The organism is Bradyrhizobium sp. SRL28 (assembly GCF_018596315.1).
In the GTDB taxonomy this organism is placed as follows: domain Bacteria; phylum Pseudomonadota; class Alphaproteobacteria; order Rhizobiales; family Xanthobacteraceae; genus Bradyrhizobium.
Window position 1 is genome coordinate 196,495 of sequence record NZ_JAHEAG010000005.1, and the last position, 23,741, is coordinate 220,235.

Annotated in this window: 27 protein-coding genes; 19 read left to right on the forward strand and 8 right to left on the reverse strand. The window is 62.5% G+C overall.

All coding sequences use genetic code 11. The annotated features are described in order from the left end of the window. The first annotated feature begins 161 nt into the window (after positions 1-161). Positions 162-665 (forward strand): hypothetical protein, encoded by a 504-nt coding sequence (locus KIP88_RS14615; RefSeq protein ID WP_214488622.1) that lies wholly within the window; start codon positions 162-164, stop codon positions 663-665. Here KIP88_RS14615 and KIP88_RS14620 read toward each other — a convergent pair. The 3 genes from KIP88_RS14620 to KIP88_RS14630 form a co-directional block, all read right to left on the reverse strand. Next, positions 645-1,037 carry a carboxymuconolactone decarboxylase family protein gene (locus KIP88_RS14620; protein ID WP_214488623.1) on the reverse strand — a complete coding sequence of 131 codons (393 nt, stop codon included), beginning with the start codon at positions 1,035-1,037 and terminating at the stop codon, positions 645-647. The two genes, KIP88_RS14615 and KIP88_RS14620, sit on opposite strands and share 21 nt — an antisense overlap. Before the next feature lie 106 nt (positions 1,038-1,143). Continuing rightward, entirely contained in the window at positions 1,144-1,926 is a 783-nt protein-coding gene (pcaD, locus tag KIP88_RS14625; RefSeq protein ID WP_214488624.1) for a 3-oxoadipate enol-lactonase, read from the reverse strand. Positions 1,927-1,944: 18 nt separating this feature from the next. Next, the gene (locus KIP88_RS14630; protein WP_214488625.1) at positions 1,945-3,300 is read right to left on the reverse strand and encodes a 3-carboxy-cis,cis-muconate cycloisomerase; all 1,356 of its coding nucleotides are present in this window, start codon (positions 3,298-3,300) and stop codon (positions 1,945-1,947) included. Positions 3,301-3,456: 156 nt separating this feature from the next. Here KIP88_RS14630 and KIP88_RS14635 point away from each other — a divergent pair, with 156 nt between their 5' ends. The 10 genes from KIP88_RS14635 (at position 3,457) to KIP88_RS14680 (ending at position 11,393) form a co-directional block, all read left to right on the forward strand. Then, a complete protein-coding gene (locus tag KIP88_RS14635) occupies positions 3,457-3,903 on the forward strand; it encodes a carbon monoxide dehydrogenase subunit G (protein WP_108516537.1) in 447 nt (148 codons plus the stop codon). Positions 3,904-4,095: 192 nt separating this feature from the next. Continuing rightward, entirely contained in the window at positions 4,096-4,575 is a 480-nt protein-coding gene (locus KIP88_RS14640) for a (2Fe-2S)-binding protein (protein ID WP_214488626.1), read from the forward strand. A 43-nt stretch (positions 4,576-4,618) separates the two neighbouring features. Next, complete coding sequence (locus KIP88_RS14645; protein WP_214488627.1) at positions 4,619-5,422, forward strand: xanthine dehydrogenase family protein subunit M; 804 nt, start codon at positions 4,619-4,621, stop codon at positions 5,420-5,422. A gap of 37 nt (positions 5,423-5,459) precedes the next feature. After that, positions 5,460-6,365: a MoxR family ATPase gene (locus KIP88_RS14650; RefSeq protein WP_214488628.1), complete on the forward strand. Its 906-nt coding sequence runs from the start codon at positions 5,460-5,462 to the stop codon at positions 6,363-6,365. Between the two features lie 128 nt (positions 6,366-6,493). After that, on the forward strand, positions 6,494-7,699 hold the full coding sequence (locus KIP88_RS14655) for a VWA domain-containing protein (protein ID WP_214488629.1): 1,206 nt from the start codon (positions 6,494-6,496) through the stop codon (positions 7,697-7,699). A gap of 11 nt (positions 7,700-7,710) precedes the next feature. Continuing rightward, positions 7,711-8,040 carry an XdhC family protein gene (locus KIP88_RS14660; RefSeq protein ID WP_025589337.1) on the forward strand — a complete coding sequence of 110 codons (330 nt, stop codon included), beginning with the start codon at positions 7,711-7,713 and terminating at the stop codon, positions 8,038-8,040. Then, positions 8,037-8,741 carry an XdhC family protein gene (locus tag KIP88_RS14665; protein ID WP_214488630.1) on the forward strand — a complete coding sequence of 235 codons (705 nt, stop codon included), beginning with the start codon at positions 8,037-8,039 and terminating at the stop codon, positions 8,739-8,741. The genes KIP88_RS14660 and KIP88_RS14665 overlap by 4 nt, the downstream gene beginning before the upstream one ends. Next, entirely contained in the window at positions 8,738-10,342 is a 1,605-nt protein-coding gene (locus KIP88_RS14670; RefSeq protein WP_214488631.1) for an NTP transferase domain-containing protein, read from the forward strand. The genes KIP88_RS14665 and KIP88_RS14670 overlap by 4 nt, the downstream gene beginning before the upstream one ends. Positions 10,343-10,506: 164 nt before the next feature. Next, positions 10,507-10,896, forward strand: a complete 390-nt coding sequence (locus KIP88_RS14675) for a DUF4189 domain-containing protein (RefSeq protein WP_374226470.1) — start codon at positions 10,507-10,509, stop codon at positions 10,894-10,896. Between the two features lie 92 nt (positions 10,897-10,988). Beyond that, entirely contained in the window at positions 10,989-11,393 is a 405-nt protein-coding gene (locus tag KIP88_RS14680; protein ID WP_214488633.1) for a DUF2000 family protein, read from the forward strand. 212 nt (positions 11,394-11,605) lie between these two features. Here the strand turns inward: KIP88_RS14680 and KIP88_RS14685 are convergent, their stop codons facing one another. Then, on the reverse strand, positions 11,606-12,208 hold the full coding sequence (locus tag KIP88_RS14685; RefSeq protein ID WP_214488634.1) for a DUF4337 domain-containing protein: 603 nt from the start codon (positions 12,206-12,208) through the stop codon (positions 11,606-11,608). Positions 12,209-12,680: 472 nt separating this feature from the next. On the opposite strand from KIP88_RS14685, the gene KIP88_RS14690 reads away from it, so the two are divergent. The 5 genes from KIP88_RS14690 to KIP88_RS14710 all read left to right on the forward strand — a co-directional run bounded on the left by KIP88_RS14690 (position 12,681) and on the right by KIP88_RS14710 (position 17,790). Then, on the forward strand, positions 12,681-14,471 hold the full coding sequence (locus KIP88_RS14690) for an adenylate/guanylate cyclase domain-containing protein (RefSeq protein WP_214488635.1): 1,791 nt from the start codon (positions 12,681-12,683) through the stop codon (positions 14,469-14,471). A 334-nt stretch (positions 14,472-14,805) separates the two neighbouring features. Then, the gene (locus KIP88_RS14695; protein WP_214488636.1) at positions 14,806-15,471 is read left to right on the forward strand and encodes a phytochelatin synthase family protein; all 666 of its coding nucleotides are present in this window, start codon (positions 14,806-14,808) and stop codon (positions 15,469-15,471) included. Between the two features lie 85 nt (positions 15,472-15,556). Further along, entirely contained in the window at positions 15,557-16,060 is a 504-nt protein-coding gene (locus KIP88_RS14700) for a hypothetical protein (RefSeq protein ID WP_214488637.1), read from the forward strand. Positions 16,061-16,226: 166 nt separating this feature from the next. Further along, the gene (locus KIP88_RS14705; RefSeq protein ID WP_214488638.1) at positions 16,227-17,087 is read left to right on the forward strand and encodes an MBL fold metallo-hydrolase; all 861 of its coding nucleotides are present in this window, start codon (positions 16,227-16,229) and stop codon (positions 17,085-17,087) included. A 184-nt stretch (positions 17,088-17,271) separates the two neighbouring features. Next, positions 17,272-17,790: an N-acetyltransferase gene (locus tag KIP88_RS14710; RefSeq protein WP_214488639.1), complete on the forward strand. Its 519-nt coding sequence runs from the start codon at positions 17,272-17,274 to the stop codon at positions 17,788-17,790. Between the two features lie 174 nt (positions 17,791-17,964). Here KIP88_RS14710 and KIP88_RS14715 read toward each other — a convergent pair whose 3' ends face one another. Next, positions 17,965-18,222, reverse strand: a complete 258-nt coding sequence (locus KIP88_RS14715) for a hypothetical protein (protein WP_214488640.1) — start codon at positions 18,220-18,222, stop codon at positions 17,965-17,967. A 242-nt stretch (positions 18,223-18,464) separates the two neighbouring features. On the opposite strand from KIP88_RS14715, the gene KIP88_RS14720 reads away from it, so the two are divergent. The 3 genes from KIP88_RS14720 (at position 18,465) to KIP88_RS14730 (ending at position 20,423) form a co-directional block, all read left to right on the forward strand. Beyond that, a complete protein-coding gene (locus KIP88_RS14720) occupies positions 18,465-19,766 on the forward strand; it encodes a sulfite oxidase (protein WP_214488641.1) in 1,302 nt (433 codons plus the stop codon). Then, positions 19,763-20,113 (forward strand): hypothetical protein, encoded by a 351-nt coding sequence (locus tag KIP88_RS14725; RefSeq protein ID WP_214488642.1) that lies wholly within the window; start codon positions 19,763-19,765, stop codon positions 20,111-20,113. The genes KIP88_RS14720 and KIP88_RS14725 overlap by 4 nt, the downstream gene beginning before the upstream one ends. Before the next feature lie 88 nt (positions 20,114-20,201). Beyond that, the gene (locus tag KIP88_RS14730) at positions 20,202-20,423 is read left to right on the forward strand and encodes a hypothetical protein (protein ID WP_214488839.1); all 222 of its coding nucleotides are present in this window, start codon (positions 20,202-20,204) and stop codon (positions 20,421-20,423) included. 111 nt (positions 20,424-20,534) lie between these two features. On the opposite strand, the gene KIP88_RS14735 is transcribed toward KIP88_RS14730, so the two are convergent. From KIP88_RS14735 to KIP88_RS14745, 3 genes are all read right to left on the reverse strand, one after another. Continuing rightward, positions 20,535-21,542 (reverse strand): glycosyltransferase family 87 protein, encoded by a 1,008-nt coding sequence (locus KIP88_RS14735; protein WP_249790773.1) that lies wholly within the window; start codon positions 21,540-21,542, stop codon positions 20,535-20,537. Between the two features lie 753 nt (positions 21,543-22,295). Next, positions 22,296-22,520 carry a dodecin gene (locus KIP88_RS14740; protein ID WP_214488644.1) on the reverse strand — a complete coding sequence of 75 codons (225 nt, stop codon included), beginning with the start codon at positions 22,518-22,520 and terminating at the stop codon, positions 22,296-22,298. Between the two features lie 212 nt (positions 22,521-22,732). Continuing rightward, complete coding sequence (locus KIP88_RS14745) at positions 22,733-23,686, reverse strand: cyclase family protein (protein ID WP_214488645.1); 954 nt, start codon at positions 23,684-23,686, stop codon at positions 22,733-22,735. Between the last annotated feature and the right edge of the window lie 55 nt (positions 23,687-23,741).

Consider the following 23,741-nt stretch of genomic DNA (forward strand, 5'->3'; position numbering starts at 1 on the left):
ACCGCCAAGAGGCGCTGCCCCGCGTCCGCGACACGAGGGAGCGGGTGGTCCAGGAAATTAAGGTAAACAAATGGTTTAAATTGCCGCTGGCAACCTTGGGGAGTTACGTCGCCCCTCGATCCGCCGCCTTTAGCCCGGCCGCGGACCCAGCGGGAAGCGACATGTCCGGAAACTGGCGGATCAGCACATTCAACGGCGCGCTGCTGGCGGCCTATTTCATTCCGGCCTGGACCATCGCAGCCTTCAAGATCGTCATTTCGCCGATCCACGGTCTCTATGAGCGGCCGAACATTTCGCTGGCGCTGTTCGTCAGCGATCACCTGCAGCTTTCCGGGATGGCCACCGTTCGCGTCGCCTTGCTGCTGGCGCTCGGCCGCATGACCGTGGTGGCGTTCCTTGCGGTGTTTCTGGTTTTCATCACCCGCGCCTCGACCCGCAGGAGCGGCGGCTGCGACGAAGCGCTCGGCATGGCGCTCGCGATCGGTAGCGTGATGAGTTTTGCCGGCGTGCTGATGGCCTCGCAGGCCGGCGAGATGGCCGCGCTTCGGCTGCATGCGGCCGAGCTCCTGATGATGCTCGGCACGGTCATCGTCATGCTGATCGAGCGGCCCGCACAGCCGCAACCCGGCGCGGCGTCCGCCGGGCTAACCCTTCAGCAAACCTAGCTCGGCGATGATTGCGTTCGCTTCCTTCACCGCGTGGTTGGCCGCCGGCACGCCGCAATAGATCGCCTGCTGCAGCAGGATTTCCTTGATGTCGTCGGGCGTGAAGCCGCCTTCGGCAAGTGCTGCGCGCACATGCAGGCGGAATTCATCCCACTGTCCCAGCGCCACCATGGTGCCGATCACAAGCACGCGGCGGGTGCGGTGGTCGAAATGCGGCCGGGTCCAGATATCGCCCCAGGCATAGCGGGTGATCAGGTCCTGGAAGTCGGTGTTGAAGGCATTGCGGTTTTTGATCGACTTGTCGACCCATTCATTGCCGAGCACTTTTCGGCGCTGGGCCATGCCGTCGTCGCGGCGTTGGTTGTCGTCCATTGGCCTCTCCTCCGTCATTGCGAGCGAAGCGAAGCAATCCATCTCGCCGCTCGGGGATAGAATGGATTGCTTCGTCGCTTCGCTCCTCGCAATGACGCGGTTAGTGTTAGCGTTGCGTCAAGAATCCCACCAGCGCGTCGGTGAAGGCGTGCGGCTGCTCGACGTTCGAAATATGCGCCGCATCGAGGATGGTCATGCTGGCGCCGGGAATCCGGCTGCGCATGAATTCGGCGTCCGCGACTGTCGTCGACATGTCGTGACGGCCGGCGATGACAAGCGTCGGGCTCTTGATCTTGGGCAGCAGCTCGCGCTGGTCGAGCGTCGACAGCGCCTCGCAGCAGGCGATGTAGCCCTCGACCGGCGTGGTCAGCATCATCGCCTTCATGTTGGCCGCGATCTGCGGCTCGCGCTCGCGAAAATCCGCCGTCAGCCAGCCCGCCATCACGGCGTCGGCGACGGTGGCGATGCCGCCTTGCTTCACCGCCTTGATGCGGTCGTTCCAGCGTGTCGGGTCCGGGTAATGACAGGTGGTGTTGGCCAGCACGATCTTGCCGAACCTCTCGGGGGCGTTGGCGCCCAGCCACTGCCCGACCATGCCGCCCATCGACAGGCCGCACCAATGCGCCTTCGCAATGTTGAGGTCGTCGAGGATCGCCAGCACGTCGCGGCCGAAGCGCTCCAGTGAATAGGGCCCGGGCGGCACGTTCGATTTGCCGTGGCCGCGCCGGTCGTAGCGGATGACGCGGAACACCTGCGTCAGCGCCTTCATCTGCGGCTCCCACATCTGCATGGTCGAGCCCAGCGAATTCGACAGCATCAGCGTCGGTCCGCCGTCGCGGCCTTCGACGGATACGTTGAGCAGGCACCCGTCGGCGTCGATCATCGGCATCTGGAATTCTCCGGTCTCTTACTTGTCGTCGGTTGAAGCGAGCAGGCGGTCGATCAGGGCTTGCGAAGCGCCCTGATAGGCCATCGGCTCGAAAAGTTTTGCAATATTATCGGCGCCGAGCTGCGCGGTGATTTTCGAATCCTGCGCCAGCACGTCGCGCAGATGCTTCTTGTCCTTGACCGCCTTCTTGCTGGCGGCTTCGACCAGATGATGCGCATCGCTCTTGCCTATCTTTTCGGCCAGCGCCATCGTCACGGCTTCCGCCATGATCAATCCGTCCGTCGCGTCGAGATTGGCGCGCATGCGCACCGTGTCGACTTCCAGCCCCTCGGCGATATCGACGATCGCCGCCAGCCCGCCCGAGGTGACCAGCAGCAGCGTCGGTAGCGTCGGCCATTCCGCGTGCCAGGGACCGGCGCTGCGCTCGTGGTCCTGCACCTGCGCCGCAAAGATCGTCGCCGCGAGATTGGGGGCCATGGTGGCCGCGGCCAGCGCGCTGGCCGCCGCGACGGGATTGCGCTTGTGCGGCATGGTGGAGGAGCCGCCGCGGCCTTCGCCCGAGGGTTCGAACGCTTCGCCGACATCGGTCTGCATCATCAGCGAGACGTCGCGCGCGATCTTGCCGCAGGTGCCGGCGATGATGGCGAACACCGAGGCCGCTTCCGCGATGCGGTCGCGGTGGGTGTGCCAAGGCGCATCGGGCAGCGGCAGCTTGAGCTCGGCCGCCAGTCCTTCCGCGACCTTTAGTCCGTTGTCGCCGAGGGCGGCAAGCGTGCCGGCGGCGCCGCCGAATTGCAGCGCCGGCGTTTCGCAGCGCACGCGCAGCAGCCGCAGCTTCGAGCGGTGCAGCGCCGCAGCATATTCGGCAAGCTTCAGCCCAAACGGCATCGGCAGCGCGTGCTGCAGCCAGGTGCGGGCGACTACCGGGGTATGGCGGTGTTGATGCGCCAGTCCGGCAAAGCCCGCGATCGCGCGGTTGGTGTCGTCGAGCAGCGCGTCGATGCCGGCGCGAAGGCCGAGCATGGTGCCGGTATCGATGACGTCCTGGCTGGTCGCGCCCCAATGGACATAACGCGCCGCCTCGGCATCCACCTTGGCGACATTGGCCGTCAGCGCCTTGACGAGCGGGATGGCGAGGTTGCCGGACCTCGTCGCGGCATCCGCCAGCGCCGCGAGGTCGAATGATTCGGCCCGGCACGCATTCGTGATCGGCCCGGCTGCGTTGGTCGGAATCACCCCGAGCGCGGCCTCGGCGCGCGCCAGCGCCGCCTCGAAATCCAGCATGTTTTGCAGGGTCGCGGCATCGTCGCAGACCGTGCGCATCGCCGCGCTCGACAGCATCGGAGCCAGCAGGGGGGAAAGGGACGTGCTCATCTGCGTGCGACCTAACCATCCCGGCCTGTCCATGCCAATGCCCTTGTCGCGTTGCACTTGTTGCACTTGCGAATATGCATCGCTTATCGCCCTTCCTTTTGGCCCGGGCGTGCTTTACTTGGGGATATCAGTTTAAGGCGATCCAGGAGGCACCCCATGGCCATGACGATGAACGGCGAAGTCCAGCTTGCGGCGTCGCGCGAGGCCGTGTGGGCCAAGCTGAACGATCCGGAAGTGCTGAAGGTCTGCATTCCCGGCTGCGAGGAACTGGAAAAGACCGAGGACAACGGCTTCCGCGCCACTGCCAAAATGAAGGTCGGGCCGGTCTCCGCCCGCTTCAAGGGCAAGGTCAATTTGAGCGATCTCGATCCACCCAATGGCTACAAGATCTCGGGCGAAGGCGAGGGGGGCGTCGCCGGCTTTGCCAAGGGTGGCGCCACCGTGGCGCTCGCCGAAAAGGATGGCGGTACCCTGCTGAGCTATACTGTCGAGGCCCAGATCGGCGGCAAGCTGGCCCAGCTCGGCCAGCGCCTGATCAACGGCGCGGCCAAGAAACTGGCCGACGAGTTCTTCGCCAATTTCGCCAAGGCCGTGCAAGGATGATCGAGGTTGATCAAGGCTGATTCTGCGCGGGCCCACCCCGGTCGAACAGGCCGTCAAGTCTATCAGGCCATGCCCCAGGCGAGGGGCTCCTGAGGTTGCTCATTACCGGGATGGCCCATATTATGGGCCTTGGAATGACTATAAACGCCTGCTTTGCCGGCATATCCGGCGGTGCAGCTCAAGAGAGTGCTGATGGCCAAGATTTCCCTGATCGTGAACGGTAACCCCGTAAACGCCAATGTTGATCCCCGTACCCTGCTGGTCCAGTTTCTGCGGGAAAATCTGCGGCTGACGGGCACCCATGTCGGCTGCGACACCTCGCAATGCGGCGCCTGCGTCGTGCATCTCGACGGCAAGGCGGTAAAATCCTGCACCACGCTCGCCGTCATGGCCGACGGCCACGAGGTTCGCACCATCGAGGGTCTGGCCGCCGACGGCGCGCCGCTGCATCCGATGCAGGAAGCTTTTCGCGAGCATCACGGCCTGCAATGCGGCTTCTGCACCCCCGGCATGATCATGACCGCGGTCGATCTGGTCAATCGCAAGGGCCACGATCTTTCGGACCACGTCATCCGCGAAGAGCTTGAAGGCAATCTGTGCCGCTGCACCGGCTATCAGAACATCGTTGTCTCGATCGCCGCCGGCGCCAAGGCGATGGCCAAATCCGCTTAATCGACAAATCGATTTCATCGCGACCGCGATCAGGAAGTTCTCAATGTACGAATTCAAATATCATCGTCCGGGGACCGTGCGGCAGGCCGCCAACCTCCTGTTGAAGAACGAAGACGCCAAGGTGATCGCCGGGGGCCACACGCTGGTGCCGGTCATGAAGCAGCGGCTCGCCAGCCCGCCGCATCTGGTCGACCTCTCCCACATCGAAGGGCTCGATGCCATCGAGATGAAGGGCCGTTCGCTGGTGATCGGCGCGACCGCCAGGCATGCGGCCGTCGCGACGTCGCCGATCGTCGGCGAAGCCATTCCGGCGCTGGCCGAACTCGCTGGCGGAATCGGCGATCCCGCGGTGCGCCACAAGGGCACCATCGGCGGCTCGCTCGCCAACAACGATCCGACCGCGGATTATCCCGCAGCCGTGCTCGCGCTCGGCGCCACCATCGTCACCAACAAGCGCCGCCTCAAGGCGGAAGAGTTTTTCCAGGGCCTGTTCACGACCTCGCTGGAGAACGACGAGATCATCACCAAGGTGATGTTCCCGCTGCCGAAGAAGGCCGCCTACATCAAGTTCCGTAACCAGGCTTCGCGTTACGCGCTGGTCGGCGTGTTCGTCGCCAAGCGTCCGTCTGACGTGCGCGTCGCCGTCACCGGCGCGGGCTCGGACGGCGTGTTCCGCGCCACCGCGTTCGAGGAAGCGCTGAAGAAGCGTTTTTCGCACAAGGTGCTCGACGGCATCTCGGCCTCGGCCGATGGGCTGAACAGCGACCTGCACGGCAGCGCCGAATATCGCGCACATCTGATCGGCGTCCTGACGCGCCGCGCCGTCGAAGCCGCGACGGCGAAGTAAGTTTGCCGATTACCGGCGTATCGAGATTGGCTTTCCCATGAGTGCATCGGCGCTGCCCACATCCGTCGATGGCATGCTCGAGCTCCTGACCTCGCGCGGCTATCTGGCCGAGCGGTCGCTGGCGACGGTGACCTATCTGTCGCTGCGCATGGGCCGGCCGCTGTTTCTCGAAGGCGAGGCGGGCGTTGGCAAGACGGAAATTGCAAAAGTTCTGTCGGCGGCGCTCGGGCGCAAGCTGATCCGCCTGCAATGCTACGAAGGTCTCGACGTTGCCTCCGCGGTCTACGAGTGGAGCAGCGCGGCGCAGATGATCGCGATCCGGCTAGCGGAAGCCGCCGGCGATACCGATCGCGAACAATTATCGTCTGACATTTTCGCCGAGCGTTTTCTGATCAAGCGCCCGCTGCTGCAGGCGCTGGAGCCTGACGTCGCCGGCGCGCCGGTGCTTTTGATCGACGAACTCGACCGCGCCGACGAGGCGTTCGAGGCGTATCTTCTGGAAATCCTCAGCGACTTCCAGGTCACGATCCCCGAATTCGGCACCATCAAGGCGCCGCAGCCGCCGCTCGTCATCATCACCTCGAACCGCACCCGCGAGATCCACGACGCGCTGAAGCGGCGCTGTCTCTATCACTGGGTCGACTATCCCGACGCCGAGCGCGAACTGGCGATCGTCAAGTCGCGCGTGCCGGGCATCTCCGCAAAACTGTCGCAGCAGGTCGTCCGCTTCGTGCAGGCGCTGCGCGACCAGGATTTCTACAAGTCGCCGGGCGTCGCCGAGACCATCGACTGGGCCACCGCGCTGACCGAACTCGACGCCCGCTCGCTGACGCCGCAAATGGTCGGGGATACGCTGGGCGCGCTGCTGAAATATCAGGACGACATCGCGCGGATGCAGGGCGATACGCTGCAGAAAGTTCTGAAGGAAGCGACGAGCGACTAGCCGTCATTCCGGGGCGATGCGCAGCATCGAACCCGGAATCCATCGAGCCGCGTGGATCGCTGAGAAATGGATTCCGGGCTCGCGCTACGCGCGCCCCGGAATGACGAGAGCGGAAACCGGGTTCGGCCATGACAACCATCGATCATCTCAATCCGCCGACCGGGCATATGGCCGACAATGTCGTCGGCTTTGCGCGTGCGCTGCGCGCAGCCGGCATCCCGGTCGGCCCCGGCTCCGTCATCGATGCGCTCAACGCGCTGCAGGCGATCGAGATCGGCAACCGCGCCGATGTCTACACCACGCTGGAGGCGATCTTCGTCAAGCGGCATGAGCACATGCTGATCTTCGCGCAGGCCTTCGACCTGTTCTTCCGCGCCGCCGAAGACTGGAAGCACATGCTGGATTCGGTGCCGCTGCCGGACCACGCCAAGAAGAAGCCGCCGCCGGCCTCGCGCCGCGTGCAGGAGGCGCTGGCGCAGCCGTCGATGCGCGACGAGACGGAGCAGGTCCAGGAGCAGGAACTGCGGCTGTCGGTCTCCGACAAGGAGATCCTGCAGAAGAAGGATTTTGCGCAGATGAGCGCGGCCGAGATCGCCGAGGTCACCCGCGCTATTGCCAATATGAAGCTGCCGCAGGCTGAACTGCGGACCCGCCGCTATCAGCCCGACGCCAAGGGGCTGCGGCTCGACATGCGGCGCACCTTGCGCAGTTCCCTTCGCACGGGCGGCGAGATCATCGACATCCGAAAACTCGGCCGGATCGAGAAGCCGGCGCCGATCGTGGCGCTGCTCGATATATCGGGCTCGATGAGCGAATATACCCGCCTGTTCCTGCATTTCCTCCATGCCATCACCGACGCCCGCAAGCGCGTCTCCGTGTTCCTGTTCGGCACAAGGCTGACCAACGTGACGCGGGCGCTGCGGGCGCGCGACCCGGATGAGGCGTTGGCGAGCTGTTCGTCGTCAGTGGAGGATTGGGCGGGCGGCACAAGGATCGCGACCTCGCTGCACAGCTTCAACAAATTGTGGGGCCGCCGCGTGCTCGGCCAGGGCGCCATCGTGCTGCTGATATCGGACGGGCTGGAGCGGGAGGCCGACGCCAAGCTGGCGTTCGAGATGGACCGGCTGCATAGGTCTTGCCGCCGCCTGATCTGGCTCAATCCGCTGTTGCGCTACAGCGCCTTCGAGGCCAAGGCCCAGGGTATCAAAATGATGCTGCCGCACGTTGACGAATTCCGCCCGGTGCATAACTTGACCTCGATGGAAGGGCTCATCGAGGCGCTTTCCGCGCCGCCCCCGCCGCACCACATGAGCCGCATCCGCTCCGCAGCTTGAAAGGGCCCCATATGCTCAACCGCGACGAAGACATTCTGCAGGCCGCCGAGAACTGGCAGAAGGCCGGCCACGGCGTGGCGCTGGCGACCGTGGTCGAGACCTGGGGCTCCGCCCCGAGGCCGGCCGGTTCGAGCCTCGTCATCAACGATGACGGCACGTTTTTAGGGTCAGTCTCCGGCGGCTGCGTCGAGGGCGCGGTCGTCACGGAAGCGCTGGATGTGATCGCCAGCGGGAAACCAAAAATGCTCGAATTCGGCGTCGCCGACGAGACCGCCTGGAACGTCGGTCTGTCCTGCGGCGGCACCATCCGCGTCTTTGTCGAGAAGGTGGGCCAGTCGTGAAACTCGAAACCCTAACGCAGGTCAATGCCGAGCGCGCCGCGCGCCGGCCTGTCATCGTGATCACCGATACCGCCAATGGCGACCAGCGGCTGGTGAAGGCCAAGGATATGGCGACCGATCCACTGGCGGCCGAACTTTCAAAGCAGCTCCGCATGGGCAAGAGCGGCATGATCGAGAGCGGCGGCAAGAAGCTGTTTCTCAATGTCTACGCGCCGACCGCGCGGCTTGTCATCGTCGGCGCGGTCCATATCAGCCAGGCGCTGGCGCCGCTGGCGCGTTCGCTCGATTACGACGTGACGGTGGTCGATCCGCGCACGGCGTTTGCGAGCCCCGAACGCTTTCCCGACGTACCGCTGATCGCCGAATGGCCCGACGTGGCGCTGCCGCCGCTCAACATCGATCATTACACCGCGTTCGTCGCGGTGACGCATGATCCGAAGATCGACGATCCGGCGCTGCGGCATGCGTTCGAATGCGACTGCTTCTACATCGGCGCGCTCGGCTCGCGAAAGACCCATGCCAAGCGCGCCGAGCGGCTGAAGGCGCAGGGCGCATCCGATGCCGACATCGCGCGCATCCATGCGCCGATCGGCCTTTCCATCGGCGCGGTGTCGCCGTCGGAGATCGCGGTCTCGATCATGGCCGAGATCACCGCCGAGCTGCGCCTGCCGAAAGAAACCGCGAAGGTGCAGGCAGCATGAAATTCGGTCCCGCCAGTCCGGCCGACGCGATTGGCGGCGTCACCGTCCATACGCTGCGGCAGGGTTCGCTGGTGCTCAAGAAAGGCACCACGATCGGCCCCGCTGAGGTCGAGGCGCTGAATAAAGCCGGCGTCAAAGATGTCGTCGTGGTGCGGCTGGAGGAGGGCGACGTCTCCGAAGACGAAGCCGCCGCCAGCATCGCGCAGGCCGTTGCCGGCGAGGGCGTCAATGTCGAGCGCGCCTTTACCGGCCGCGCCAATCTGTTTGCCGCGCAAGCCGGCGTGCTGGTGGTCGACCGATCAGCGGTCGATCGCATCAACGGCGTCGACGAAGCCATCACCTTTGCGACGCTCGCAGCCTTCAAGCCGGTGGTCGAAGGCGAGATGATCGCGACCGTCAAACTCATTCCGTTCGGCGTCGAAGCGAAGCTGCGCGACGCCGCCGTTGACGTCGCGGGCAAGGGCGCGCTGCGGATTGCGCCTTACACCATCAAGAAGGTCGGCGTGGTCTCGACCCTGCTGCCGGGGCTCTCGCCCAAAGTGATCGACAAGACCTTGCGGGTCACGGCGGAGCGGCTGGCGCCCGCCGGTGCCAGCATCATTGCCGAGCGGCGCGTACCGCATGACGAGGCTGATCTGGCGTCGTCGATCAAGGAATTGCTCGGCCTCGGCGCCGAACTCGTGATCGTGTTCGGCGCGTCCGCCATCGCCGACCGCCGCGACGTGATCCCGGCCGCGATCACGGAAATCGGCGGCGCCATCGAGCATTTCGGCATGCCGGTCGATCCCGGCAATCTCCTCTTGATCGGCAGCGCCGGCGGCGTGCCGGTCCTGGGCGCACCCGGCTGCGCGCGCTCGCCGGTCGAAAACGGCTTTGACTGGGTGCTGATGCGGCTTCTCGCCGGGCTGAAGGTCACGCGCGCCGAGCTCACCGGCATGGGTGTCGGCGGCCTCCTGATGGAAATCGTCACCCGGCCGCAGCCGCGCACCGTTGCCGACCTCGAAGCCAATCGAAACGTCACGGCCATCGTGCTGGCCGCCGGGCGCTCGACCCGGATGGGCGGACCCAACAAGCTGCTCGCCGAAATCGACGGCAAGAAGCTGGTGCGGATCGTCGCCGAACAAGCGCTGGCTTCCAAGGCGACCGACGTGATCGTCGTCACCGGCCACCAGGCCGATCTGGTCGAGCAGGCGCTGGCAGGGCTGAACGTAAAGTTCGTGCGCAATCCGGATTTCGCCGGTGGGCTGGCGTCCTCCGTCAAGGCCGGCATCTCAGCGGTGCCCGACAACGCCGACGGCGCCGTCGTCTGCCTCGGCGACATGCCGCTGATATCAGCAAAACTGATCGACCAGTTGATCGAAACCTTTGCGCCGGACCGCGGCCATCTGATCGCGGTGCCTGTCAGCGACGGCCGCCGCGGCAATCCCGTGCTGTGGTCGCGGCGATTTTTCAGGGAGCTGATGACGCTCGACGGCGATATTGGCGCCCGCCATCTCATCGCCAAGCACGCCGAGGCTGTCGCCGAAGTCCCGGTCGACGGCCAGAGCGCGTTTCTGGATATCGACACCCCGCAAGCGCTGGAAGCCGCGCGAGGATCGTAGCTTCGTAGGGTGGGCAAAGCGCAGCGTGCCCACCATTCAAGGCAATGCTCGACGATAGATGGTGGGCACGGCGCAAGAGCGCCTTTGCCCACCCTACATCCGTTCACCAACTGGAAACTCCCCCGGGCTAGATTCTGCAGGTTACCTCGGGGGAGGGGCTTTTGATCGTTTCGACCGTCGCGGTACAGCGCCGCGCGCTCTTTATCCTTGCGCTGACGCTGATACTGGGCGTCTCGGGCGACATCAGCAAGTCATGGGCGGCCGGCGCATTCGCCGTCGGCAAATGCGGCGCCTATGGCCAGGCCTATGACTATCCCGCCGAGGCCGCCGCGCGCGCCGCGGCGCTGAAGCAGTGCAAGGGCAACTGCACCGCGCTCACCATGAATCGGGCCTGCGCCGCGCTCGCGGTCGATATGACCAATCCGTGCGGTCCCCACGGCTATGCCGTAAAGCCAAAAATTTCCAGCTCGCTCAACGCTGCGACAAAGAAGTGCTACGAATTCGGCGGCAAGGAATGCGTCATCCGCGCCTGGGCCTGCGACGCCAAGGGGTGAGCTTCCTCACCCGACGTGGTCTTCCGCTTCGGAAACATTGGCGCTACGCTTGACGCGAACAGTTCCAATCCTGTCATCGGCGCAAATCAATCATGCAATTCGACACCAAGATCGCGGTTATCATCCGGACCGATCTCGAACCTTGGCAGAAGCTCAACGTCGCCTCGTTCCTCGCCGGCGGCATTGCCGCAGCCTTTTCCGAATGTATCGGCGAGCCCTATGGCGACGCGTCGGGCACGAAGTATCTGTCGCTGGTCGGCCAGCCGATCCTGATCTACGGCGCCGACCGGCCGGCGCTCTCTCGTGCACTCGAACGGGCGCTGGCGCGCAACGTCACGCCTGCGGTCTATACCGAGGACAAGACCACGCACGACGCCGCGAACCGCGAGGTGGTCCGCGCGGTGATCCGCGCCGAGCTTAATCTGGTAGGCCTCGCGATGCGCGCCGAGCGCAAGGTGATCGACAAGATCGTCGACGGGCTGAAGTTTCACAGCTAGGGGCGGGAACTGATAATTCTGAGAGCCGCCGGCGAACGTCGGCCTTGATGCGTATTCCGGACTCAAGTGTGCCGCCGCGTGAGGTCCGAAAAGTGCAACAGGTGACATTCGCGAAGTGAAAGAACCCGCCAACTGAAGCGGCCTCAGTTTAGTGCTCCCCTCGTCCTTGCCAAACAGCACCCATCCGACCGGCGGAGCGTGCGTGCGGAACACTATGCTGCCAGAAACGGTATCTCGACCGCCAGTGTATAGCCGTTGACCATCAGCAGGCCACCCACGGCGCCGACGATGCCGCCGAGGATCGCAAGCCAGGGCAGCGTCGCGACGATCGAGACCGAGATCAGCACGATGGCGATCTGCAGAAGCGCTTCGGCATAGTCGAAGTAGGGATCCTGCTTCAGCGCATGATCGCGCTTGCTCTCGTAGTCCTTGGCCCGCACCATCAATTCCTTCTTGCCCTCCTGCGTCTCGGGCTCGGATTCGTAGCGTGCCGCCGTCTTGCGATAGGCCTCCGCTTTTGCCTTGAGGGCCGTCCTGGCCTCGGCGTTGAGGCTTCCGTCCTGCAGGAACGCCAGTTCGATCGCGTCGGCCGCGAGGTTGTAGTCGGTCTGGCGGATGTTCTTGGCCTGGTAGAAGGCATATTGGTTCGCGGCATAGATGTTGTTGTTGGTCGCCTCCTTGCCGGCGTTGGCGCCGCCAAGCCCGGTGATGGCCAGCAGCATCGCCAGAATGGCGATGCTGACCGCCGCGCGCTGCTTGAAGCGGTCGTTCTCCTTGTCCTGATCCATCATGTCGGCGGCGTCTTCGGCTTTCATCGATCGGCTCCTCCTCGCTCCTAAAGGGTAGGCACGATAAACAACGGCGTTATGTCATCATCGCGACGCACGAGCACGTTGATTTGTTCCGCAGAATGCGGCAGGCGCGATCGGTCATACGAAGGGATCGGCAACTCCCACGCAGCGATCAAGGTTTACGCAAACCTTCGGATGCTTCAGTTCAAGCGTCACAGGAACGGCGCGCCTTTACAGCAGAGAAGTCGACCAATATGAGGTCGAAACAGGTCAGCCACAAGGCCAATACAAACGGTCCACTTTGGGTCCACTTTCGGAAGTTGGGCCTCGTGACAGAGATGTCCGCTCTGTCCTTAGAAGTGGACACCGTCAGGGGACGACGGCAGGTCCGCAAAGTGCCAACAACGGACATCAATGTGATGGGCATCCCGTCAAAACGCGTTTGGCAGTGCCGCCTGATCCGTCGTACAATATCCTGTGGGTTGGATTGCGTGCCATGCCCCAAGATTGGTCGAGCCGCGTCGAGCGCAAGTTGTCAGCGATATTGGCCGCCGATGTGGCCGGTTATTCTCGGCTCATGCACGATGATGAAGAGACTATTCACGCCAACCTAACAGCGCTCCTAGCTGACAATATCGCGCCCGCCATCGCGGAGCACCGCGGCCGCATCGTGAAGAACACCGGGGACGGGTTCTTGGCAGAGTTTCCGAGCGCGGTCGAGGCGGTTCGAGCCGCGATGCAGTTCCAGACTCGGATCAAGGAACTAACAATCGGCGACGCGGAAGACAGGCGCATTGCTTTCCGTGTGGGCGTCAATATCGGCGACGTAATCGTCGAGGCCCATGACATCTTTGGAGATGGCGTTAACATCGCGGCGCGGCTTGAGAGCATCGCTGAACCCGGCGGCATTTGCATATCGTCTTCTGCCTACGATCAAGTCCGAGGCAAGGTCAGGGTTGAGTTCGCCGATCTAGGCGAGCAGAACCTCAAAAACATCGTCCGCCCGGTGCGGGCCTATGCTGTGGTCCGGGATGGGCTTGGCCCTGCGGCAAAGGGCGGCAGCACGGCGCCAAGCCGGCTTTCAGCGCCCCGTCTGTCCATGGTGGTGCTGCCGTTCGCGAACATCGGAGGCAATCCCGAGCAAGACTATTTCGTCGATGGCGTAACCGAGAGTTTGACGACGGACCTTTCGCGCATCAGCGGCGCGTTCGTGATTGGCCGACACACCGCGTTTACCTACAAAGGCAAAGCGGTTGATCTTAGACGGATCGGCCTTGAGTTGAATGTCCGCTACGTGCTCGAAGGCTCCGTGCAGCGTAGTGGCAAGCGTCTCCGGGTGAATGCGCAGCTGATCGACGCCGAAACCGGCAATCACTTGTGGGCCGAGCGGTTCGACAAGCCCGTCGCCGATCTGTTCGATATGCAGGACGAAATCGTATCGAGGCTCGCAAACACCTTGGATGCTCAGCTTATCGCGGCCGAGGCTCGGAGAGCAGAGCGTTCGTTGCACCCCAATTCGATGGATTTGTATTTCCAGGGCAGAGCTTGGCTCAATAAGGGGCTGGTCCCCGAATACATGACGCAAGCGCGCCACTTTTTCGAGCGCGCCCTGACGCTCGATCCCGGCAATATCGATGCGCTTGTCGGTTTGGCGGATGTCGATCAGGTAGTTGGCGGCGGCTATATGACCGACAATCGGGCTCCGCACCTCGCGGCGGCGGAAGCGGCATTGATCAATGCTCTGTCCCTCGCCCCGAACCATGCCTTGGCTCACTTGACCTTGGGGAAAGTCCAAATTTTTACGAACCGCGCGGCCCAAGGCATTGCTGAATTCGAGCAGGCGTTGGCGCTCGACCGAAATCTGGCCCACGCGCACGGGTTAATCGGTCAGGCCAAGATTTTTCTCGGTCGCGGCGCGGACACCGAGGCGCATGTTCAGGAGGCACTCCGCCTGTCTCCCCGCGATATCCAGGCCTTCAAGTGGATGCTATATGTCGGTATCGCCAAGTTGCAGCTCAATGCCGATGCGGAAGCCGTCAGGTGGCTGCGCGGGAGTATTGAGGCCAACCGAAATTATCCCTTTGCGCATTTTGGGCTCGCCGCTGCCCTAGCACTGCTTGGAGCGCTGGACGATGCGCAGGCCGCCGCGCAAGCAGGACTTGCGCTTGATCCGAGCTTTAACGTCCGCCGCTTCCGCGCCAGCGCGTCGACCGACAATCCGACTTATCTCGCCAAACGCGAGCGCGTCTATCAAGGCATGCGGCTCGCCGGTGTGCCGGACGGATGATGTCGGAGATGGGTCATTTGCGGGCCTCGCGGCTAGACCGTCCGATGTCCGCTCTTCCCTGACCAGCGGACATCTGTCGAGACGGGTTAAGTGCTCGCCAATTACCGATCAAACCTCGAGTAGGGGCGACGGAGATCTCGCGCCCGGCTGATCCATCGCTTCGGTGCCCGAAGGTCAGGGCGAGGTTACTTGCGAATGTGAACCCTTTCATAGAGCCAACGGGTGAGCCAAAATATCCTTCCTCGGCTAGAATACAGGTCCCCTGGTTCGTCCAAGGCAACACGGTTTCCGGCCCAGCAATCGGTACGTGGTTTCCCTAGTGAGAACGCAAACAATGAGCCGAGCGGCAAGGATTGCGTTGTTTGCTGGCGTGTTGGCGCTAGTCACTTTGGCTGGCGGTGCCAGCCTTGTCGTCAGCCAGACCAAGGTACGACCTGAGGCCATTCGTTCGTCCGTTACGCGATCAGAAGCCGGGGTTGAGAAAGCATGGGCATTGCCGGCGGCGTCAACCTTCAAGAGGGAACTGACGTGGCAGTCAAACCCCTCGCTGTGCGGCCCCGCCAGTGTCGCGAACGCGCTGAGATCCCTCGGCGAAACGGTAACTTCCGAGACCGCGGTTCTGGCGGGGACGGGTCGTTGCTGGACCGGCGTTTGTTTTATGGGGTTGACGCTTGACGAACTTGGGGATGTCACGCGTTTGAAGACAAGTCGCACGGTCAGCGTGTTGCGCGATCTCTCTCCTGAACAATTCCAGCAGCACCTGCGGCGTGCCAACGAGCCTGGCCGCCGCTACATCATCAATTTCAGCCGTAAGGAAATCTTCGGAGCCGGGACAGGCCATCACTCTCCGATCGGAGGGTATCTGGAGGCGGAGGACATGGTCTTCGTCCTGGACGTGAACCGCGATTATCAGCCCTGGCTTATCGAACGCGACCGTTTGTTTGCAGCGATGGACACCTGGGACGGGAAAAAGAAACGAGGTCTGTTGTTGATCGAATAAACCCCATCAGCCGGCAAAGAAGTCTGTATCAGTACTCTGTATCGGTACATGCGTCGGCGCTCTCAATGGCAAGGAGGAAAGGAAAGTGGAGGTCCAATTGCGACATGACATTTGGATCCGCTTGGGCCAACTGGTCCTGTTGATTATCGCGGTGGTTGTCGCTCTGTTGCTCGCGGAGGTGTGGCTTTTTGGTGCGATCACTTTGCTTGAAGCTTTTCCTCGGCGACCGGTGCTCGCGAGTGGAATCCTGTTGTCGATTTTTGCCATTTTGTTTCTTTGTATCCGCGGGGCCAAAATGGATTCCCGCGCAATCGTGTATTTTGCCAGCCGCGCGGTTTTGCTGATCGGATCGGCTATCGCCGGGATCGCCGCTCTGGAAGTAATTGTCTATGGCTCGGTGGCTTTGGGCACCCACTCGTTACGGGAAGCCTGTTTATACCTGGCAGGTGGATTGTTCTTGGTGGCTGTCGCAGCGGCCGGCGTTAAGTACTCGTTCAATTGGCAGCTCGCGTACTGGATCATCTTTTCTGCTGTGCTTACGGCGGTTATCTTCTCGATTTTTGGCGTCGGCGTAACGGCCTTTGTTTAATGAGCCAGCGATTGTCGCGCAGGGTCTGTTGAGTCATATTCCGCGGAGGCAAGCAATGCGAAACTGTGTTCGTACGCTGTCAATGATTGGCGCTGCTGCACTGATCGGTATTCTTCAGCCTGGCCATTCTGCGAAAGCTCAGTCCCCATCGGCCACCCAAGTCGTCATGCTTGGAACCGGCACGCCGGGTCCTGACCCGGATCGCTCCGGACCGGCCACCGCGGTCGTGGTCAACGGCATGGCCTACCTGGTTGATGTCGGCGCGGGCGTCGTGCGGCGAGCAAAGGCCGCGGCTCTCGACAAGGGCATTCGCGCCCTTGAACCGATAAGCTTGCGTGTGGTCTTCGTGACGCACCTGCATTCGGATCATACGGTGGGTTACCCCGATCTCATTCTGACGCCCTGGGTCATCGGACGCAAAATCCCGCTGGAAGTCCATGGCCCCAAGGGGATCAAGGCAATGACTGAGCACATCCTTCTTGCTTACGGGGAGGACATCAGGACGCGCACAAATCCACATGGAAACCAGCGTGAATTTCCGCAGGGCGCGTGGGTTAACGCGCATGAGGTCACAGCCGGCGTTGTCTACAAGGATGCAAACGTCACCGTAACAGCCTTCACCACCAGGCACGCGATGGAGAGCTATGGCTATCGGTTCGATACGTCCGACCGCAGCGTCGTTATCACCGGCGACACCGCTCCAACCCAGGCAACGATCGACGCGTGCAACGGATGCGATGTCCTCATCCATGAGGTCAACACGCTCTCCGCGCTCGCCGCCCGTCCGGCGATGTTCCAGGCCTTTGCCGGGATGTATCACACCTCGACGGCCCAGCTTGCCGAACTCGCCGCACAGGCCAAACCCAAACTTCTGGTTCTGTATCACGCCTCGATTTCGTTGCGGCCGCGCGTCGACGCGAATTTTCAAGGCGGCGCCGCGAATTCCTCGCCCGAAGAGCTGCTCGCTGAAGTGCAATCGCGCTATGGCGGCAGGGTCGTCGTCGCGCGTGACCTCGATGTTTATTGAGGGCGCTTTCGGAAACCATATCGTCGAGTCCATGTCTTTGATGGCACCTTGAGCGAGCCCACGCCCGCGCCGAGCGCAAGGTGGTTGACAGGATCGTCGACGGGCTGAAGGTTCACAGCTAGCGCGTGGGGCCCGGAAAATTCAAAGCGGCCGGCGGACGTTCGCTTTGAGGATGTGAGCTGGCATGATCAGGAAGGCTGAAGAACGAGACGCGTCCAGCCTGGCCGCGGTGAGCATCGAGGTCTGGGTGAATACTTATCTCCGGGAGGGAGTTAGCCCCGTATTTGCGGACTATGTTCTTGCAGAATTCACGGCGCAGAAGTTTCGTAACGCGATCGGCGACCCCGATCTGGCGATCTGGGTATCGGAGAACCGGACCGGAATTGATGGTTTCGTGAGGGTCTGTTCAACGGCTGCGCCGCCGCTTGCCGGTTGCTCGCCGCTGGAAATCACGACCCTGTATGTTCAACCGAGGCACCAGTCGGGCGGAAGGGGCGGCGTGCTGTTGCGTCATGCCCTGGACCACTGCAGGAGCATCGGCGGCGAAAGCGCCTGGCTGACGGTCGAAGCCGAAAACCGCCGGGCCATCGGCTTCTATCTCCGGCGTGGTTTTACCAGGATCGGCTCCACGGATTTTGTGATCGGTGATCAGGCTTATGAAAACTATGTGATGAGAGCAGACCTGCGGCATCGCGTTGACTGATCTGCGACGGCGCGGGGGAAGTCGTAGCCGGGATGGAGCGAAGCGAAATCCGGATGCCTCGGCAAGGGAACTGCCGGTCCCGGATTGCGCTTCGCTCCATCCCGGCTACGAACTGGCCGAGAATAGTTGCCGAGAATAGTTTTGGTCGGGAAGGGGCGCTGCCCTTCCAAAAGTCTACCGGTCCATGACAACGGTGCGTTCGCGGTCTTCGCGATTTTTTTCGATGATCGCAATCGTCTCCGGCGTCTCGAATTCATCCTCTTTGATCAATGCCGTTTTTCGTTCTCCATCGGGATGAACGGACCGGCTTAAACCTGTCGTGATGTTGCGTTCCAGTAAGGCGAGGCTCGTTCCAGGCTGAGTTTCTTCTGACTTGGCCGGGGGAACTGCTAGTGCGCTCACCGCCAGGAGCGCGGTCAAAACATATCGCATGGATTCGCTCCGGCTTTATGACTTGACGAGTCAACAAACATGCAGCGGAGGTGGTTCCCGCAAACTCGGGGTGTATTCCCGTCGGCCTTTCCCGGCGGCTGGCGCCAGCGCGGAACGGAATTGCACGATCGCACCAGCCGGTCTTGCGGCACGGCAGCAAAACGCAAATACTCCTGTGAGTTGGGTTTCCTAGGGGAAGCCTGGCCAAGAAAGCCCGGGAGCGGGCACAAGGGAGAGACATCATGGCGCGGGAAACCGGGGGCAATACGGCTGACGGCAACAATTTCGAGACCAGCCGGCGCAGGTTCTTGGGCAGTTCAGGTCTGGCGGCGATCGGCGCCGTCATCGGCGGCGCGCTGCCGCTCTCGCGCGACGGCGCCGGCATTCCCCAGGCCCAAGCGCAAGCCGCGCCGGCCGCCGCGCCCGCGGCGGCCAAGGGGCCGCAACATCTGAAATTTCCCGGCAAGAACGAAGGGCTCGTCGTGCTCGGCGAAAAGCCGCTGGTCGCCGAGACGCCGGAAAGCCTGCTCGACGATGACACCACGCCGATCGAGAAATTCTACATCCGCAACAATGGGCAGATCCCTGAGGAGACAAAGGACCCTGACGCCTGGAAAATCACCGTCGATGGCGAAGTCAACAACAAGATCGAGATCACGCTCGGCGAATTGAAATCGAAGTACAAGGCTATGACGCGGCGCATGGTGCTGGAGTGCGGCGGCAATGGCCGCGCGGCGTTCTCGCCGCCGGCGCGCGGCAACCAGTGGGGCAATGGCGGCGCGGGTTGCGCCGAATGGACCGGCGTGCCGCTCGCCGATCTGCTCAAGAAGGCCGGCCTGAAGCCGAGTGCAAAATACACCGCGCATTATGCGGCCGATCTGCATCTGTCGGGCGACGCTAGCAAACCGACCATCTCGCGCGGCGTGCGGATCGAGAAGGCGATGGACCCGAACACGCTGATCGTGTGGGCCATGAACGGCAAGCCGCTGCCGAATATCCATGGCGGGCCGGTGCGGCTGGTCGTGCCGGGCTGGGCCGGCTCGGCCTCGCAGAAATGGCTGACGCGCATCACCATCCGCGATCGGGAGCATGACGGCCCCGGCATGACGGAATTTTCCTATCGCACGCCGATCAAGCCGATGGTGCCTGGCGACAAGGGCGATCCCGCCAACTTCCGCATCCTGGAATCGATGCCTGTGCGCTCGATCATCACCAATCCCGCGAACGGCGCGAAGTTCGCCGCCGGCACCAAGGAGCTGAAACTGCGCGGCGCCTCCTGGGCCGGTGACCTCACCGTCAAGCAGGTGGATATCTCGACCGATTTCGGCGCGAGCTGGCAGCGGGCCACGCTGCAAAAGCCGAAGAACAAGTATGACTGGCAGCGCTGGACCGCGACGGTAAAACTGCCGACCGACGGCTATTTCGAGATCTGGGCGCGCGCTACCGATTCCAAGGGCGCGATGCAGCCGCATCTGGCCGGCTTCTGGAATCCGCAAGGCTATGGCGGCAACGCCATGCACCGCATCGCCGTGCTGGTCGGATGATGCAGCGTTTGGCGTGGCTCGCAGTGGCCGGCGTGCTCTGGATAGCGCCGGCCATGGCGCAAACAAGCTTCACTCCGCGCGAGGAGAGCCCGGAGGAGTTTGCCGCGGGCGCCGGCCGCGATGAAACCTTCTACGCCTGCACCGCCTGCCATGGTTTCAGGCTGGTGGCGCAGCAGGGCATGACGCGTGCGCAGTGGGAGGATTCGATCAACCTGATGATCCGCCGCCACAACATGCCGCCGCTCGACGACAAGGACCGCGAAAAGGTCCTGACCTATCTCGAGACGGCCTATCCGCCGCGCGCGCCGGCGGGCCGGGGAGGCTGGGTGAATCCGTTTGCGAAGTGAGCGCCTGAAAATGGAAGCTCCAGCTAAGCTCTTGACGCAGCCGCTCGCCAAGCCAGAATGCCCGCGGTTTGCGCCGGGAGCCGGTCATATGAAGTTTTTGATTACTGCGCAGGATACGGCGGGAAACGTGACCCTCAACCGGGCGTCGGTTCCAGCTGCGTTGAAGAAAGCCGGGGAATTGATATCGGACGGCTGCTGGAACGTCGAGATCGTGACGCCCGATGGGGCCACCTATAACCCTGGCGAGTTCGATCAGTTGAGAGAGCGAGCTGGCCCGGCAGGCCCCGATATATCGCTGGCCACGCAATAGCGGACGGCCATGCCTGGCCGACCATGTCGGCTTGTGGCACTCGGCGGATCTGCCGGGTCGACGCTCTTCCTCGGGATTGCGGCCACTTTCATATGACAACAAGCTGCGATGTCACCGGAGCGCCGGCGCAGCTTCGCCGCATCCGTGCGGCACCCGCACGATCAAAACAAACAGAATTAGACTCGCAAGGAAGCCGATCGGTGCAGCAGTCAGGCCGGCCATCGTTCGCGCGATCAGTGGTGCGATCCACACCGCGGCCAGCAGACTGATCTCGTAGTTCCTGAAGTGAGCGTCGGACCTGGCCGCGACGAAGAAGGCAAGCGAGGGCGCCAGCAGCATCAGGTCGTAATCGAGGATGTGAGGCGACGCGAGCGGCGTTGCGGCGAGAAGCAGGGCTGCTTTCATGTCGGGGTGTTGGTTTGAACGCCAAACCCACGCCGTTCCGCAGATGGCCCCGGCGGAGATCGCGCCCTGAACCATGTAGGCCAGTGGTACGCTGCCGCCCCACATTCGCACCGCCGCAAAGGCGCTCTGCAACTTCTCGAATCCCACGTTACCTTCTTCAAGCAACAGCTTTCGCGATGTTTCGGTCGAGGCGAGGAATGACCACCAGGCGTCGGCACCGAACAGAAGAAGGGAGACGCTTGCCAATATGATTACAGCAGCGGCGGCGGCGGTTATCGCTCGCCATTGCCCCGCAGCAGGCAGTGCGAACGCGATGACAAGCGCCAATTGCGGCTTGTACGCGAGCAGGCCGAACAGCATGCCCGCGATGATGGGTCGCCGCGGCAAGCAGACCAGCGCTGCACCAAATAGGGCCGCGCTAAGAAACCCGTTTTGACCGTGGCCGAGATTGATGAAGACCGCAGGAAAGGCTGCCGCTGCTGGAAGCCACAACCGGGCGATCACGCCATTCCCGCGCCGCGCCCGGTACAGGATTGCAGCAATGACTGCCAAATACAGCGCAAGCGTCGAGCCCTGCCAGACGGCGAGCGCCAGCGGGTAGGGCAGCAATGCCAACGGTGCCGCGAGCATGAAGAAAATCGGCGGATATAGCCAGCCATAATAAGGCGTGTTCGCACCGAACAATTGCTGTTCGCGGGCGTAATGCGCCGCCATGCTATAGGCGTCGGCGGCTTTACCCTCCAGTGCCAACGCGCCGGCCGCATAGAAACTGGAAAAATCGGTGCCGATCGGCTTGCCATTGCGATCGACCAGGCCGTCCGATAGCGCGATCCATCCGAGTATGGCCAGCGCAGCAATTGCGAGAAGGATCAGGCTGTAGCCGCGGCCGCGCGCGGGCGTGAGCCAGGAGCCGGATCGCAGAGCTTGCCAAGCATGCGGCATTGCAATGCTGCCGTGCCGATCAAGCACGGACGCCGGCTGAGCTCAGATGCGATCTCCGGCCGTCGGAGATCAATGTCGTTTCGCCCTTCCAACGCCAGAGGGCCGTCGCGAGCACGTAGACTATCAACGAGTAAGCGGCAAAAGCTGCCGAGGCTCCGCAAATCAGCCGCGCACCAATGTCAAGCGGACCGTTCTGATTATCAAACTGCACTTTTGCACCATACAAATTAACCGTGCAGTTTATCCTCGCAAAAACTTACTAATAGAATCCTATTAAGGTTGAAGAATTTCATAGCTGCAGCCTTGTTCGGTGTGCAACTTTTCTTCCCGATGCCCTACGTCGTTCGGATCAAAGATCGGAACATACTCAGCTGCTTTTCGTCTGATTGGCACGTCGTATGTCCGTTTCGTGCCGGAAGCTGCTGACCGGGTGAGCGCGCATTGATAAGCCGCCAGCCGAGTCCGTACGCGGTCGATGCGTCGGCTTCTTGACGCGCTCTGCTCGTCCTGCCGCCTCGCCAGGAATTACCCCTCCAGGGTAAACCCAACCCGCAAAGCCACCTGGTAATGGCGAACGGATCCATCCTCGATGTGGCCTCGCGTTTGCACCACTTCGAACCACTTCATGCCGCGAATGGTCTTTGATGCGCGGGTGATCGCGTTCTGAATGGCATCCTCGATGCTTTTTTCGGAGGATCCGACGAGTTCGAGGATCTTATAGACATGATCTTTCTCAGCAGGAGCTGGCACGGCGAACCTCCGTTGTAATGTGCGTGGGGTAATCCAGGTCTATCTCCCCACATCGGCGTTCTTAATCCGACGTGAGCCAACGCCATGCTCTCATCCGGGTTCCGATGACCGATCATGATTGGTGGGGCAGGCGGTTGGATCGTGCGCGTTTCGCGACGTCCGCTCTGCTTCCGGAGCGGACGCCACCCATTGCCAAAATCGAAAAGCCGCCGCTACCGTACCGCGATCGGCGACACCGTCGAGCCCGAGCCGCCCTGAATTTTGAGCGGCTGCATCACGAAGGCGAATTCGCCGACGCCCTTTTGCGCGAGCTCGTCGAGCTTGAGGTTCTCCAGCAAATGGATGCCGTTCACCACCAGCGCGATCTGGTGCACCGGCAGCGACAATTGCTTGTCGGGGTTGGGCGCGACCTCGACCGGCCAGTTGTCGGCGCCGAGCAGCATCGGGTCCTTTGCGGCAAGCCAGAGCGCGGCCGGCACGCCGATGCCCGGGCAGGATTTCACGTAGCGCGGGTTATCCTTGCCGTAGAGCTTGCCCCAGCCGGTATGGATGATGACGGCGTCGCCGGGCTGCAGCGTCAGGTTCTGCTTCTTCAGGGCGCCTTCGAGATCGTCCACCGTGATTTCGTAATTGTCGCCCAGCATCTCGACGCCCTTGAAGCCGGCAACGTCGATCAGGACGCCGCGCGTGAACAGCGTGCCGACATTGTGGATACCGAACTTCTTGAAGCCGGTACGATCGACGTTCTCGTCGACCTTCTGGCAATTGTACCAGCTATTGAGATGGGTCTGGTGCGCAAAGCCGTCGAACTGGGTGCCGACCTGGCCGAGCTCGGTGATGATGACCTCTTCGTTCGAGCCGCGCATGTTGGAGAACTGGTTCATGAACGTGCGCTTGGTGTGCACGTCGAAGCGCCGCGTTCCGAAGAACGCCATGCTGGGACCGAGCACGTGCGCGAGCTCGATCACCTCGCCGGTCTTGATCAGCTTCGCCGCGTTCATCACGGCCGCGGGCTTCTGGTGATTGCCCGAGCCGCGCTCGTCCGCCGCGCCCCATTTCGACGGACAGCGCTTGCTTTCCTCCGGAACGGTCCAGGTCGGTGCTTGCGCGTAGGCTGCGGCGGAAAACGCAAGCGTGATCGCCGCACCCAATGTGAATGCTTTCATAGGTAACCTCCCAAGTGAGGGCGCTCTGGAAACGGCACCCCTGGGACAAATAATG

Coding starts and splice junctions, on each gene's coding strand:
- KIP88_RS14615 (WP_214488622.1), top strand. CDS start 162: ATGTCCGGAAACTGGCGGATCAGCACATTCAACGGCGCGCTGCTGGCG.
- KIP88_RS14620 (WP_214488623.1), bottom strand. CDS start 1,037: ATGGACGACAACCAACGCCGCGACGACGGCATGGCCCAGCGCCGAAAA.
- pcaD (WP_214488624.1), bottom strand. CDS start 1,926: ATGCCGATGATCGACGCCGACGGGTGCCTGCTCAACGTATCCGTCGAA.
- KIP88_RS14630 (WP_214488625.1), bottom strand. CDS start 3,300: ATGAGCACGTCCCTTTCCCCCCTGCTGGCTCCGATGCTGTCGAGCGCG.
- KIP88_RS14635 (WP_108516537.1), top strand. CDS start 3,457: ATGGCCATGACGATGAACGGCGAAGTCCAGCTTGCGGCGTCGCGCGAG.
- KIP88_RS14640 (WP_214488626.1), top strand. CDS start 4,096: ATGGCCAAGATTTCCCTGATCGTGAACGGTAACCCCGTAAACGCCAAT.
- KIP88_RS14645 (WP_214488627.1), top strand. CDS start 4,619: ATGTACGAATTCAAATATCATCGTCCGGGGACCGTGCGGCAGGCCGCC.
- KIP88_RS14650 (WP_214488628.1), top strand. CDS start 5,460: ATGAGTGCATCGGCGCTGCCCACATCCGTCGATGGCATGCTCGAGCTC.
- KIP88_RS14655 (WP_214488629.1), top strand. CDS start 6,494: ATGACAACCATCGATCATCTCAATCCGCCGACCGGGCATATGGCCGAC.
- KIP88_RS14660 (WP_025589337.1), top strand. CDS start 7,711: ATGCTCAACCGCGACGAAGACATTCTGCAGGCCGCCGAGAACTGGCAG.
- KIP88_RS14670 (WP_214488631.1), top strand. CDS start 8,738: ATGAAATTCGGTCCCGCCAGTCCGGCCGACGCGATTGGCGGCGTCACC.
- KIP88_RS14680 (WP_214488633.1), top strand. CDS start 10,989: ATGCAATTCGACACCAAGATCGCGGTTATCATCCGGACCGATCTCGAA.
- KIP88_RS14685 (WP_214488634.1), bottom strand. CDS start 12,208: ATGAAAGCCGAAGACGCCGCCGACATGATGGATCAGGACAAGGAGAAC.
- KIP88_RS14690 (WP_214488635.1), top strand. CDS start 12,681: ATGCCCCAAGATTGGTCGAGCCGCGTCGAGCGCAAGTTGTCAGCGATA.
- KIP88_RS14695 (WP_214488636.1), top strand. CDS start 14,806: ATGAGCCGAGCGGCAAGGATTGCGTTGTTTGCTGGCGTGTTGGCGCTA.
- KIP88_RS14705 (WP_214488638.1), top strand. CDS start 16,227: ATGCTTGGAACCGGCACGCCGGGTCCTGACCCGGATCGCTCCGGACCG.
- KIP88_RS14710 (WP_214488639.1), top strand. CDS start 17,272: ATGATCAGGAAGGCTGAAGAACGAGACGCGTCCAGCCTGGCCGCGGTG.
- KIP88_RS14715 (WP_214488640.1), bottom strand. CDS start 18,222: ATGCGATATGTTTTGACCGCGCTCCTGGCGGTGAGCGCACTAGCAGTT.
- KIP88_RS14720 (WP_214488641.1), top strand. CDS start 18,465: ATGGCGCGGGAAACCGGGGGCAATACGGCTGACGGCAACAATTTCGAG.
- KIP88_RS14725 (WP_214488642.1), top strand. CDS start 19,763: ATGATGCAGCGTTTGGCGTGGCTCGCAGTGGCCGGCGTGCTCTGGATA.
- KIP88_RS14730 (WP_214488839.1), top strand. CDS start 20,202: ATGAAGTTTTTGATTACTGCGCAGGATACGGCGGGAAACGTGACCCTC.
- KIP88_RS14735 (WP_249790773.1), bottom strand. CDS start 21,542: ATGGCGGCGCATTACGCCCGCGAACAGCAATTGTTCGGTGCGAACACG.
- KIP88_RS14745 (WP_214488645.1), bottom strand. CDS start 23,686: ATGAAAGCATTCACATTGGGTGCGGCGATCACGCTTGCGTTTTCCGCC.